12 protein-coding genes are annotated in these 12686 nt (G+C 42.3%); 7 read left to right on the plus strand and 5 right to left on the minus strand.

Going from position 1 to position 12686, the window contains the following annotated elements; all coding sequences use genetic code 11:
- Positions 1-34: 34 nt before the first annotated feature.
- Positions 35-1216 carry an FxLYD domain-containing protein gene (locus tag K7887_RS03960; RefSeq protein ID WP_223492291.1) on the plus strand — a complete coding sequence of 394 codons (1182 nt, stop codon included), beginning with the start codon at positions 35-37 and terminating at the stop codon, positions 1214-1216.
- Between the two features lie 39 nt (positions 1217-1255).
- Positions 1256-2386 (plus strand): S1C family serine protease, encoded by a 1131-nt coding sequence (locus tag K7887_RS03965; RefSeq protein ID WP_223492292.1) that lies wholly within the window; start codon positions 1256-1258, stop codon positions 2384-2386.
- Positions 2387-3043: 657 nt separating this feature from the next.
- Here K7887_RS03965 and K7887_RS03970 read toward each other — a convergent pair.
- Positions 3044-3454 carry a C40 family peptidase gene (locus K7887_RS03970; protein ID WP_223492293.1) on the minus strand — a complete coding sequence of 137 codons (411 nt, stop codon included), beginning with the start codon at positions 3452-3454 and terminating at the stop codon, positions 3044-3046.
- Positions 3455-3553: 99 nt separating this feature from the next.
- On the opposite strand from K7887_RS03970, the gene K7887_RS03975 reads away from it, so the two are divergent.
- Positions 3554-4327, plus strand: coding sequence for an arylamine N-acetyltransferase (locus K7887_RS03975; protein WP_223492294.1), 774 nt, complete (start codon positions 3554-3556; stop codon positions 4325-4327).
- A gap of 50 nt (positions 4328-4377) precedes the next feature.
- Here K7887_RS03975 and K7887_RS03980 read toward each other — a convergent pair whose 3' ends face one another.
- Positions 4378-5106 carry a tryptophan-rich sensory protein gene (locus K7887_RS03980; protein ID WP_223492295.1) on the minus strand — a complete coding sequence of 243 codons (729 nt, stop codon included), beginning with the start codon at positions 5104-5106 and terminating at the stop codon, positions 4378-4380.
- Between the two features lie 196 nt (positions 5107-5302).
- Here K7887_RS03980 and K7887_RS03985 point away from each other — a divergent pair, with 196 nt between their 5' ends.
- From K7887_RS03985 to K7887_RS03995, 3 genes are all read left to right on the plus strand, one after another.
- Complete coding sequence (locus K7887_RS03985) at positions 5303-6631, plus strand: polysaccharide biosynthesis protein (protein ID WP_223492296.1); 1329 nt, start codon at positions 5303-5305, stop codon at positions 6629-6631.
- 160 nt (positions 6632-6791) lie between these two features.
- Complete coding sequence (locus K7887_RS03990; RefSeq protein ID WP_223492297.1) at positions 6792-7646, plus strand: YitT family protein; 855 nt, start codon at positions 6792-6794, stop codon at positions 7644-7646.
- Positions 7647-7781: 135 nt separating this feature from the next.
- On the plus strand, positions 7782-8873 hold the full coding sequence (locus tag K7887_RS03995) for a nitric oxide synthase oxygenase (protein ID WP_223492298.1): 1092 nt from the start codon (positions 7782-7784) through the stop codon (positions 8871-8873).
- Between the two features lie 486 nt (positions 8874-9359).
- Here K7887_RS03995 and mreBH read toward each other — a convergent pair whose 3' ends face one another.
- On the minus strand, positions 9360-10367 hold the full coding sequence (mreBH, locus tag K7887_RS04000) for a rod-share determining protein MreBH (RefSeq protein ID WP_223492299.1): 1008 nt from the start codon (positions 10365-10367) through the stop codon (positions 9360-9362).
- 214 nt (positions 10368-10581) lie between these two features.
- Here mreBH and K7887_RS04005 point away from each other — a divergent pair, with 214 nt between their 5' ends.
- Positions 10582-11154: a hypothetical protein gene (locus tag K7887_RS04005; protein WP_223492300.1), complete on the plus strand. Its 573-nt coding sequence runs from the start codon at positions 10582-10584 to the stop codon at positions 11152-11154.
- A 34-nt stretch (positions 11155-11188) separates the two neighbouring features.
- Here K7887_RS04005 and K7887_RS04010 read toward each other — a convergent pair whose 3' ends face one another.
- Both K7887_RS04010 and K7887_RS04015 read right to left on the minus strand, forming a co-directional pair.
- Positions 11189-11860: a class F sortase gene (locus tag K7887_RS04010; protein ID WP_223492301.1), complete on the minus strand. Its 672-nt coding sequence runs from the start codon at positions 11858-11860 to the stop codon at positions 11189-11191.
- Positions 11844-12644: a DUF4397 domain-containing protein gene (locus K7887_RS04015; protein WP_223492302.1), complete on the minus strand. Its 801-nt coding sequence runs from the start codon at positions 12642-12644 to the stop codon at positions 11844-11846. Before K7887_RS04015 ends, K7887_RS04010 begins: the two co-directional genes overlap by 17 nt.
- Between the last annotated feature and the right edge of the window lie 42 nt (positions 12645-12686).

Below are 12686 nucleotides of genomic sequence, written 5' to 3' on the forward strand. Positions count from 1 at the left end.
ATTAATTACATAGAGTGATGGAGGCTTATATAGAATGTTTTGTCACAAATGTGGTAGGAAAGTGACATCTGATGCGAATTTTTGCTTTAATTGTGGAGCGAATTTGAAGGATGATGTGGAGCATAGTGAAGACGAATGGTTGGAAGGTAGAGGCAAAAGTAAGAAAAAGCGTTTTACATATATGCCATTTTTACCTCCCATTGTTAGTCTAGTATTGATAGCAGGAACCATTGGATGGTATTACAATCATGAGCAAAGTGTCAATGCAGAAGTGCTGGCTATTAAAAAGGAAGCAGAAGACTTGGCCCTTCAAGGAGAATATGACATGGCAAAGGAAGAATTGGCCGGTGCCATGGAATTGAGACCATCTTATCATGTGTTGAGAAACAATCTTGAAGTGGTGAAAATTGCAGAAGAGGTTAACGGGGAGTTAGAGGAAGTAAGGGAGCAGATCAAAACGAAGAAGTTTGAAGATGCCGAAAAAAATCTAACAAGGCTCCGTGAGAAAATTACGAGGTTAGATGGACCTTTGATACAACCTTTGAAAGAAGATGTGTCCGAAAAGGATGTCATGATTAAGGTCGGAAAAATAAATAATGAGTTAGATCAGCTAAAAACGGTGGATGAACTTTCAAGAAAGCTTGCCGTCATTTCTTCCATCCCTTCAGAAGAGGGGAAGGCGGTAAAAGAGCAAATCTTAAATCGCATCGTGCAGCTTACTGTGGAGGATGCAGAAGAGAAAATGGAGCAAAAGCAGTTTACCAATGCGATGACCCTAGCAGACAGAGGGCTACAATATGCCGTGAATGATAAACGACTCCTGTCTTTAAAAGAAAAAATTGAGCAGTCCCGTCAAGAATTTGAACAGGCGGAGTTTGAAAGAATAGAAAAGGCCATGGAAGCGGCGGCGAAAGAAGATTTGAAAAATAAAAACGCAGCCCTGGAAATCGTCGACTTTAAGGCAGAAGAGGATGAAGTCGGAGGCATGACCGTCACTGGTGAAGTGAAGAATATCGTGTCGGCAACTGTATCCTCCATTACTGTCTACTATAATATTTTAAGCAAAGATAAGAATGTATTAGATACCGGTTTTACCACCGTCTACCCATTCAAATTGGAGCCAGGTAAAAAAGGAAAGTTTGAAGACTATTATTATGGTGTATTTGAAGATGTGACAGTGGAGATAGAAAACATCACATGGGTTGTGGAAGAGTAAAAAAGCTAGGAAACGGCCAAACATAAAGAAGGTGTAGCAATGAATGTAAGATGGTTCATAAGTATCATCATGACGATTATACTAATTAGTGGGGGGCTTCTTGGTTATTTTCATATAAAAAATACGGTCCCTGCTCAACTGACAGCTCCATCCAAGTTGTATCTGGAGTCTGAAGTAGTAGAAAAAGAGAATGTTCCCCAAGCTTTGAAAGAAATTATATTTGAATCTCAAAAGCTGGTTGTGAAAATTGAATTACCGGACGGATCGTTTGGATCTGGTTTTCTTTACAACGACAAAGGCGATGTCATTACAAATGCCCATGTTGTAGCGAATGCGAAAGACGTGAAAGTAACTTCTGCGGATTCTAAGGAACTGACAGGGGAAGTAATCGGCATCAGCATTGATACGGATATTGCTGTAGTGCGGGTGCCTGAACTTGAAGGCACACAACCTTTCAAACTAGCTAAAACTAGAAAAGCAGAACTGGGTGATGATGTGATTGCCTTGGGAAGTCCTTTAGGTCTTCAAAATACAGTCACTACAGGGATTATTAGTGGTGTAGGACGTGAGTTTGAAATCGATTCATTTAAGTATGAGGATGTTTTCCAAATCTCCGCACCGATTGCACCAGGTAATAGCGGCGGTCCCCTTATTGATACAAAAACAGGGGAAGTGGTGGGGATCAATTCCGCAACCATGGATCAAGGAGTGATTGGCTTCAGTATTCCCTTAGTCAATGTCATGCCGATGATAGAAAGCTGGTCAGAATCTCCAATGGAATCACTGCCAAGGATTGGGGCTAACACAACCGGCAACAGTGCAGGCGAAACTTCAACAAATGTCGATATCGCAGAATATCTCGTCAACTATTTTTATGAAAGCATCAATTATCGCGATTATGTGACGGCCTACTCCTTATTGGGTAGCAGCTGGCAATCTAAAACGGCATATGAGGATTTTCGTGCAGGGTATTTGGATTACTTAACAATCGAGGTAGATGATTTGCTTACGAAGCAGAATGGCAATAACGTGGAAGTCATCACTGTCATTACTGCGCAGGAGCGTTCGGAAAAAGGAGTATCTTACAAGAAATTCAAAGTTACCTTTGAACTGGGGCTTGAGAATGATCAAATGAAGATTCTCTCAGAGAAGCGGGAGAGTATGGAATAAAAATAAGAAATAGTATAATACTGTTGATCTCCGTTCCAGGCGCTTCGCTTGCCTGCGGGCGGTCCGTGAGCCTCCTCAGGCTTCGCCTTCCGGGGTCTCACCTGTCCCTTCCTCCCGCGGGGGTCTGCGCGCCTTCCACTCCAATCAACAAGGTTACCTCATTTTTCTAAGGGTTTATGAAAGTAATAAACGGACCAGGCAGGATTTGCCTGGTTTTTCTTGTTGTTTAAGAAATTATAGAATAATGGAATAGTCTTCAGAGTCATTCTTGTTCGTTGGGATGAAGACCTCCGTGACGAGGAAAAAGGAGTAGAGAGGTCCTCATCGCCGTTATGAAGACCTCCGTGACGAGGACAAAGGAGGAGAGATGTCCTCATCGCCGTTATGAAGACCTCCGTGACGAGGACAAAGGAGGAGAGATGTCCTCATCGCCGTTATGAAGACCTCCGTGACGAAGAAAAAGGAGGAGAGAGGTCCTCATCGCCAATATGAAGACCTTGGTGACAATGAAATTTCATTGAGATGGTCAAAGGTTAAGTGCAAAGGCAAGATCCGGCCAAGGCCAATATTTCAAAGCTATGCGAAAAGCGAGAAAGGTCCCAAGAGATTAAAATCTTACTTGGGACGTGGTTTTAGGTCGCGTTAGCTATTTTGTTTTTAGAGAGTATCTACAACACGTCTTACGCCTATCAGTTTCTTCCGCCAATATGGTTCTAAAGAGGCGATTGCCACTTTCTTTTCCACCCGGGATGTGTGTAAGATGGAATTATTCCCAATGAAAATGGCGACATGGCCAATTTTGTGAATGCCTTTATATCTAGCACGCTTGGGTGTGGTGAAGAAGAGAAGATCCCCGCGTCTTACAGATGTGAGTGGAACAGATTTACCTATAAGATACTGTTGCCGAGAAGTTCTTGGCAAAATAATGCCATGCGCACCATATACATATTGAACAAAGGAACTGCAATCGAACCTGTCTGTCCGCCCGGACTCGGCACCAAAAACATATGGTGTACCAAGGAATTCCTTGCCGCTTTTAATAATACGCTTTGCCTTTTGCAGGGACATACATGTCACCATCTTTCATCTATTGCTATATTAGTAGATGAAAGATGATAGAGAATTGCTTGGACAATCTAGTAGTTTTTTTACTTAGGAGGTAGGAATATGAGTGTAAAAGATAGATTTTTGCATTATCTGGGAGTAGTGGAAAAAGAGACGAATCTTGAATTTTTGAATGAACTTATTGCTGCCCACCAGTCAAAGGTAAGGTGGGAAACTTGGACGAAGTTCCTTGATTTTGAAGAGAGGAAGCAGGAGGATCTTTATTTGCCAAGTATCGAGGAATATGTGAATAGAGTGATAAAGACCGGAACAGGCGGAACTTGCTGGACATTGGCGATTGGCTTTCATTATCTTTTAAAAGAGCTGGGTTTTAAAGTTGATTATTTGTATATGACACCTGGGCATCTTTGTTTGCAGGTGGAGTTGGATCAGCCCTACTATGTGGATGTCGGGTATTGTGCGCCGTTTTTTAAGGCGTTTCCTTTGCATAGCTCTTTTGAAGTACGTACAGATATGGAGATATTCCGTTATCAGGTAAACGGGGATGAGGCTTTGGTGGAGCGTACCCCAGGGCCGACGAAGTCATTGGGTCTGAAGCCTGTTACATTTGAGGAAGTGAGGGGTCCTTTACTTGATTCACATAATTGGGAGGAAGGATTTTCATTTCATAGCTTGAGGATGTTTGGTTATATTGACGGGGTTCCTTATCAATTGCGTGAGAATGCGATAAGAAGATTTAAAGATCAAACACATATCGAAGAAGCATTGACCGATGAGCAGATGCGTTATTGGATTGAGGAAAAGTTTGGTGCAGATTACGGTGTATACTTGCGGGCGAAGGAAATATACCGAAAGCGGAAGGGAACTAAAGAATAAATAAAAAGAACCTTTGTGCTACATCAAAGGTTCTTTTTAGCGTCTAATCTCTAATCTGACTTCTTTATCTTTCCTCCAAGCAATGTCATCACCAGAATCACGGCAGCCAAGGCATACGCAACATACGCGACATTGCTGTACTCCTCCATATTTTTCACGCCAATCCCAATAAACGCCCATACGAACACAAGCGGATATATCCAGTCAGCTTGAGAAATCCGGAACCAGATAGCCAAAAGGGTCGCAACAACGAGCATGATGATCGTCCATGTCACATCTGACAGACCAAATCCATCCCAGCCCTTTTCAACCAAAACATAACTAATGTTAGCAATGGTGGCTACACTGATCCACCCTAGATAAATGGAGAATGTTGCAAAATCCAGTTTCCCAGGGTTAGATTCACGCATTTTCGTATAAAGCGCAATAAGTGTCAGCAACAAGCTAAGCATCACCACTACTGTGGTCACCCAGAATCCGTAATGCCACAGTACCACCCATGCACTGTTCAATAAGCAGCTTAAGACAAAAAGGCTACTTGTGTTCACATATATCGGGAGATCCCTGCGCGATTTCGGAAACTGGCGAATAATCCAAATCCCAAGCAAAAGATAAATCAAACTCCAGATGGAAAATACATAGCCAGCAGGCTGAAAAAGGACGGTAATCCGATTGGCGATATCTCCTGTAGTAAGGCCATTAAGCGGAAGAGCATTGGCGAGGTAATTGACAACTATGACCAGTATAAATGCAGCGATATTCAATAAAAGTCTCCACATTAGTAACACTCCTTTCTTCTCTCTACTATTACTATTCCTTTTGGCGAACCTACATAACCATCCTAATATGCAAGTGAAGCAGAATAAGTAGAAGGACTCACAACAATACAGCCATATTTTCACAACTTGTCTCATAAAATAGGAAATGGATTTTCTTAGAGTAAGAGTGAGCGTTAGAGAGGGGACAATTTCGGCTATGAATAAATTTTTTAAAGGGACACTCCTTCTGGCAATCGCCGCCTTTTTGGGAGAGAGCATAGAATTTATCGTAAATATGGTACTGGCAAAGAATCTTGGGGAAGAAGGTATGGGGCTTTATATGTCTGTTCTGCCAGTCATTTTTCTGGTAGTCGTCATTTCTAGTTTGGAGCTGCCGATATCCATCTCCAAATTTGTCGCTGCCAAAGAAGAGAAGTATCACCAAAGCATGCTTCATCATGCCATGCGGCTGACCATTGTTTTTACGATTATGGTGCTGTTCGTCGCAGCGATCATCCTGCCGTTTGTTCCGGTCTTTCTACATTACCACCCACTTGTAAAATGGTTGATTCTTATTCTGATCCCGGTCATTTCCTTTTCATCCATCGCCAGAGGTTACTTTATGGGACTTCAGCATATGGGCAAGATTGCGATCTCTAACTTTTTAAGAAAGATTGTGCAACTAAGCCTGCTCGTCCTTGTTTACCACTTCTTCCATTTTTCGTTGGAAGTTTCCATTCTAATAGCGCTTTGCACATTGGTAGCGACAGAGCTGATTGTCTGTTTGTATCTTCTTTATATGTACAGGCTTCAGTATATTGAATTAAAAACAAAGGCTGCCGCCAGAATCGATGGCAGGACAGTGAGGAAAAGTTTACTTGAAGTTTCCATTCCTACAACAGGCATGCGTCTTTTTCATGCGGTCACAAATGCGATTCAACCTTTTCTTATTAAAATAGCGCTTGTAAAAGCAGGGCTCACTCATACGATTGCACTCGAGGAGTTTGGTCTCCTAGCAGGGGTGGCGTTGACCATTGGCTTCTTCCCTGGATTTATTGCGCACTCTTTGTTGATCGTCCTTATTCCCACGGTGTCTGAGGCCCATGCGAATCATGATTATAAAAAAATGCAGAAGCTGTTAAAGCAAGTGATGATTATCACGTTTATTTATGGCATTCCTATTGTGATGGTGTTTTATCACTTTGCGATTCCGCTTACCAATGTCTTTTTTGAAAATTCCCATGCCGCATCCTATGTCCAGCTGTTGTGGCCTTTCTTTCTTTTCCATCTGTTTGTCTCGCCATTGCAAGCGTATTTGATAGGATTGGGCCTGATTAAGGATGCTTTTCTACATTCCATTTGGTCCACCTGTATTTCTTTTTTACTTATGTTTCTTCTCGGTTCGCTTCCAAGCTTGCAGATGAATGGGGTGATCCTTGGCATGAATACGGGGATGGTGCTGCTAACCTTGATGCATTATTTGACGGTTTGTAACAAAATTAATGTAACACTATGGTTGAAAAGAATGGAATCACGGTCTGTTTAAATTTAATGGGAAAAAGTAGTTTTTAAACAAACGTTTGTTTCACGTGAAAAGAATTAATCCGCTTTCAATTGTGCAACTTCTTGCTTATGTGTTTACATGCCTGTCCTAGGTCTTTATAATCCCTACTAGACTGTAAAAATCACGAGGGAGGCTGACCGGTATGAACAAACACTTGAAAACACTTTTATTCTTGCACGTAGGTCCTCTTTTTGTTGCAATACATGTACATTTTTTCCTCTCGCCCAATAGCTTGGCAACAGGGGGAGTGAGTGGACTTTCCATCATATTAAACGATGTATTCCCGATGTTATCAATCGGTGTGTTAATGTTGATCGTCAATTTAATTTTGTTTGTTGTGGGCTTTTTACTGCTTGGATTCGGATTTGGGGCAAAAACCATTTATACGAGCGTCATGTTGTCTGTGATGGTTTGGCTATTAGAAGCTTTCTTCCCAATCAGCGGGCCGATAAGCGAAGACATCCTGATTCAGTTAATCATTGGGCAATGTATTGCGGCACTAGGGATGGCGCTAGTTTTTAATCAGCGTGCTTCCACAGGTGGAACCGATATTATTGCCTTGATTTTAAATAAATATTTTTCAGTGGATATGGGCCGTGGAGTATTGTTGGCAGATATCTTTATCGCTTTATCCTCCATTCTGGTGTTCGGACCGGAAGTAGGGATGTATGCGGTATTTGGCGTTATCTTGAATGGATTGGTTATTGACTATGTGCTTCAGCAGGTGAACGAAATGCGTGAAGTCGTGATCATCAGCAGCGAAAGTGATCAGATTCGCTCCTATATTGTGGGTCAATTGGGCCGTGGAGCAACCATTCATTATGCAAAAGGTGCCTTTACTTCTGACGAAAAAGAAGTAATCACCACCATCTTGAACAAAAAAGACTTCTCTAAATTGAAGAAATTCATCGGTGCAACGGACGAACAGGCATTCATCACTGTTCATAACATGAAAGAGATATTAGGACAGAACTTTAAACAATTGGTGACAAAATGATTGAAAGGGACAGGTCCCTCGATCCCAAAGCGGGTGAGGGACCTGTCCCTATTTATTTCCAGCACCCAAAAAGTTTCTTTTCCCGTGCCAAAAAGTTTACAATAAGAAGAGGGAAATTCATATGAGGTGGACATATTGTTAGAAAAAAAGGAAGTTCTTTTTAGAAAAGCAGAGGAATTTATCCTGCAGTGTTATCAGGAATTGGGAAAGTCCGAGGACGAAATGACTGTCAGGTTGCAGCTGATAAAAGATGAGATAGACCTATATGGTTATTATGAGCATACATATGAAGAGTTGGCACACGGTGCGAAAATGGCTTGGCGTAACAGCAACCGTTGCATAGGCAGGCTTTTTTGGAATTCGTTACATGTAATAGACCGTCGTCACTTAGAAGACGAAGAGGATATTGCAGAAGCGCTACTGCATCACATTGAATTTGCAACGAACCATGGCAAAATAAAGCCTACGATCACTGTTTTCCGTCAGCAAAAAGAAGAAGGGAAACAGTTGCGTATTTGGAACCACCAACTCTTGAGATACGCAGGTTATGAGACAGATTACGGTGTTATTGGAGATCCGGCATCCATTGACTTCACGAGAAAGTGTCAGGAATTGGGTTGGGAGGGTGCCAAGACCCATTTTGATATCTTGCCTTTAGTTGTACAAGTCGATGGAGCGGAGCCAAAGCTATTTACCATCCCTGAAGACATGGTGCTTGAAGTGCCGATTGTGCATCCTACCATGCCTGCGTTTGTTGATTTAGGGCTGAAATGGTATGGAACTCCGTTGATTTCCGATATGCGATTAGAGATAGGCGGCATCCATTACACTGCTGCGCCTTTTAATGGCTGGTATATGGAAACAGAGATTGGCGCGAGGAATTTGGCTGATGCTGATCGGTATAATATGCTCCCGAAAGTTGCTTCGCTTATGGAGCTTGATACGAGTACCAATGCGACGATGTGGAAGGATAAAGCACTGATAGAGTTGAATGTAGCGGTGGTCCACTCCTTTAAGGAAAAGGGAGTGAGCATTGTCGATCATCATACTGCTGCGACGCAATTCAAGCTTTTTGAGGAGCGGGAAGCGGAGAGTTGCCGGCATGTAACGGGTGAATGGGCATGGTTGATTCCGCCCGTGTCGCCTGCTGCCACACATATCTTTCATAAGTCGTATGAGAACAAAATAGTGTTGCCGAACTATTTTTATCGGGATAAATTGTATTGAATTTGGTCTCTTCCCGTGGGTGGGAAGAAGCTTTTATATATTAGGAAGTATGTATGACGGTTGATTTTCGTTCCACGCGCTTCGCTTGCCTGCGGGCGGTCCGTGAGCCTCCTCGGCTTGCGCCTGTGGGGTCTCACCTGTCCCTTCCTCCCGCGGGCGTCTACGCGCCTTCCACTCCAATCAACAAGGTGGCTTCATTTACTTAAGGGCTTGTGAGAATTCATCTAACTGAGTTATGTGTAAAAGCACTAACATTTCAGTCCTCTTAATTTCTAGCTGTGGATTGGAGCAAATGGCGGAGACTCCAGCGGGGGAGTAACGGTAGCTTGAGACCCCACAGCGCAGCGAGGAGGCTCAAGCACCGTCCCGCGGAAAGCGAAGCCATATGCGAAAAGGAACAGCGTCGGATAGTCAAACAACAAAAATCCATAATAAACAAAAACCGAGCCCTGAAATAGGAGCTCGGTTTTTGTTTATTTTTTAAAATCAAGTCGCAGCCTTTTGCAGCTTATGAATGACACTCAACGACTTCCCAGTACCAATCGCAACAGACTCCAACGGGTTTGGTGCAACATATACAGGCACAACAATTTCATTGCTCAACCATTCTTGCATGCCGTTCAACAGAGCTCCACCACCAGTGATGATAACCCCTCTGTCAACAATGTCCCCACTTAGTTCAGGAGGGCAATCTTCAAGCGTTGCACGGATTGCTTCAAGGATGTGTAATAAAGATTCTTTAATTGCTTTTTGAATTTCAGTAGAGTGCAATTCAATCGTTTTTGGAAGACCTGTTACAAGGTCACGACCGCGGATTTCCATCGTGATTTCTTCGTGGTCCACTAGTGCATAACCAATCGTCATTTTGATTTGCTCTGCAGTACGCTCACCAATCAACAGGTTGTAGTTTTTGCGTACGTGGTGCACGATATCGTCATCAAACTGGTCTCCACCTACACGGATAGAGTTACAAGATACCACACCACCGTAAGAGATGATGGCAACTTCCGTTGTACCGCCACCGATGTCCACTACCACGTTAGCCACAGGCTCGTCTACTGGTAAGTCTGCACCGATTGCAGCTGCTACAGGCTCTTCAATCAAGTGAACGTGCTTTGCGCCACAATTTTTTACAGCGTCTTGAATCGCACGACGTTCAACAGACGTGGAGCCGGATGGTGTACATACAACTACACTTGGCTTACGGATGGAGAAGCCCATCGTTTTGCTCGCTTTTTTCATGATTTGCTTTAACATGCTTGTCGTGATGTCGAAATCTGCGATAACGCCATCCTTCAATGGTCGAACTGCCACGATTCTTCCCGGAGTCTTACCAATCATGTTTTTCGCTTCTGTACCAACAGCAAGCACTGCCTTTGTTTCTAAATCAATTGCTACAACGGACGGTTCATTGAACACAATCCCTTTACTTTTACTATAAACCAGCGTATTCGCTGTACCTAAGTCGATCCCAATTTCAGTTGTTGAAAACATAATCCATTCACCCAATCTTTTTAGTTAGTTAGTTTAGGTCTCTTATATACTTTCTACGAAGAATGTCGTTTTGTGGGGGTGAATGTACTAGAATAATATGGTAATATATTTAGGCATAGAAAAAGAAATCTATACGATATAAAACAATTAAAAACTCATGGATTTTACTGGATAGTTATGTTATATTCTAGAAAAAAACGAGGATATACTGCCTATGATTTTTCGTAATGAGCATAAGGAAATAGAAGAAATAGAAGAAGAGAGATTTTGGGATATTAATCCTAGAACGGTTACTTTTTTCTTAGCGGCGTTGGCCTTAATTGTTGGGATCATCACTTTTCTAAGCTTTTATGATGGATTTAAAGTAAAGAGTCAGGAAGAAGTAGCGACATATGTAAATGAAATGAATCAACTTTTGATAAAAAGTAAGCAATATTCCGATTCTGTGGAAGACTCCCTTAAGAATGAGACAACTGCTGTGTTTACTAAAAAAGATGAACAGGAATTTCGTATCCTTATGGAGACAGCGAGCAAGTTGCCTTTCCCGTCAAAGTGGAAAGAGCATCATGAAACAGCAGCGGGGCTAATTTCTGCCAGATATATGTTTTTCTATCACTATCAGCAGAACGTTTGGCTAGGGGAGGAAGACATGGAAGAAAAGCTGTCAGAGCTTGAAAAACTTGAAGAGGTAGAAAAAGAAATGCTTCTATCTTCATTTGATGCTTCAGGAATTTCTTATCGTGAATCAGAGGAAGGGAAGATCACCTTTTCCATTAAAACCTATTAAAAAAACCTGAAGTTCTCTTTTTTATGGAGAGGCTTCAGGTTTCTTTTAATTGGGAATAGATGACAAGCCGTTCTTGGTGATTGTTTGTTTTACGATCATAAAGGCCGGTGCAGGTGATCAAATTCAGTTGTTGATTGTTTGTAGGTCCAAATATGGTCCTTATCGGCGCTTCATTGTATGGATAAGCTTCCTTCCCTGTGACAACAAATGTCAAGGTTTGGTCCCCATCCTCTACTATGATCTCATCACCAACCTCCAAGTCTTTCAAATAGAAAAAGATGGCGGGGCCTGTATAGTCGTCAACATGTGCTGCCAACACGGCATTTCCTTTTGCACCAGGTTTTGTTCCCGGTTCAAACCAAGCGACCGTTTCCCCGTCTTCAGGAACAGCCATGGCACCTGATTCATCCAACCCATAAGGTTCTACATTTGCATCAACGTTAATGGCAGGAATCTGAATACGGGTAGGAATAATGCCTTTAAGAGGAGGAGTAATTTCTGATTTGTTAGAATCAGCTTGATTTTCCTCTTCAGGTTTATCGGCATTCTCATCTATCTGTGAAGCTATTTCTTCCGCCGGAGCTTTGACAGACTCCGGTGGAAGATTTGTATCAGCTTCATTTTGTGTAATAGGTGTGCATGCTGTGGATAAGATTAGAATGCTTCCCAACAGACCTATTAGTTTTCTATTATTTTTGTGTTGCAAAGCGACGCACTCCAACAGCCGCTGCTCCAACTACTAGAAGACCGGCAATTAAAGCCCAAGCGTTCATTCCATTAGATTGTGAAGCACCACCCATACCTGTTTGAGGCATTTCGCTTGGCATCATCGTGTTATCTTCTAATACTAATACTTCGATACTGTCTACTGTGTTAATTGCATATACAGAGTAGACTTTATTTTCCTCAAGCATTGTACCAGACAGGTCTAATACTTGCTCTCCACCGTCAGCTGTACGAACTTCCAAATCATAAGTTCCAGCATCAAGTGTCATGTAATCTGTTACTGCTTTAAATTCTGCTCCAGAGAATACGTCATCTCCATCGATTAAGCCAACATTCACTGCAGGTGCGTCAGGTGAGAAGTGACCTACACGAATTTTAGATTGACCTTCAGCTACCATGTTGTCATCAGTAGTAACAGACAGTTCAAGGTTTTCCACTGTATTGATTGCTGCAACTGTATAAGACATTCCAGCTTCTACTGTTAAGTCAGTAGCGATGACAGGATCTGCTTCGCCCATTGTTCCAGCTGCATAGATTTCCACTTCGTGCGTTCCGGCTGGTAAGTTCATGTAATCAGTAGCTGCTTTGAATTCTGCATTTTCAACTGTTGCTTCGCCATTTACATAAACATCAACTGCCGGAGCATCAGGTGAAGCGTGGATGATACGAACCATTGCGTGATCATCTGCACTTGCAAAGCTTCCTAATACCGAGAATGCCAAGATACTTGCGATACCTGCAATCAATAAACGTAACTTTTTCAATCAAATCTCTCCCTTTTGTATAATTTATGTACAGGTGATGTT

Origin of the sequence: Sutcliffiella horikoshii, from assembly GCF_019931755.1 — a bacterium.
GTDB classification, from domain to species: Bacteria; Bacillota; Bacilli; order Bacillales; family Bacillaceae_I; genus Sutcliffiella_A; species Sutcliffiella_A horikoshii_E.

Excerpts from the sequence above, each read along its gene's own strand:
- K7887_RS03960 (WP_223492291.1), top strand. The coding sequence starts at position 35 with ATGTTTTGTCACAAATGTGGTAGGAAAGTGACATCTGATGCGAATTTT.
- K7887_RS03965 (WP_223492292.1), top strand. The coding sequence starts at position 1,256 with ATGAATGTAAGATGGTTCATAAGTATCATCATGACGATTATACTAATT.
- K7887_RS03970 (WP_223492293.1), bottom strand. The coding sequence starts at position 3,454 with ATGTCCCTGCAAAAGGCAAAGCGTATTATTAAAAGCGGCAAGGAATTC.
- K7887_RS03975 (WP_223492294.1), top strand. The coding sequence starts at position 3,554 with ATGAGTGTAAAAGATAGATTTTTGCATTATCTGGGAGTAGTGGAAAAA.
- K7887_RS03980 (WP_223492295.1), bottom strand. The coding sequence starts at position 5,106 with ATGTGGAGACTTTTATTGAATATCGCTGCATTTATACTGGTCATAGTT.
- K7887_RS03985 (WP_223492296.1), top strand. The coding sequence starts at position 5,303 with ATGAATAAATTTTTTAAAGGGACACTCCTTCTGGCAATCGCCGCCTTT.
- K7887_RS03990 (WP_223492297.1), top strand. The coding sequence starts at position 6,792 with ATGAACAAACACTTGAAAACACTTTTATTCTTGCACGTAGGTCCTCTT.
- mreBH (WP_223492299.1), bottom strand. The coding sequence starts at position 10,367 with ATGTTTTCAACAACTGAAATTGGGATCGACTTAGGTACAGCGAATACG.
- K7887_RS04005 (WP_223492300.1), top strand. The coding sequence starts at position 10,582 with ATGATTTTTCGTAATGAGCATAAGGAAATAGAAGAAATAGAAGAAGAG.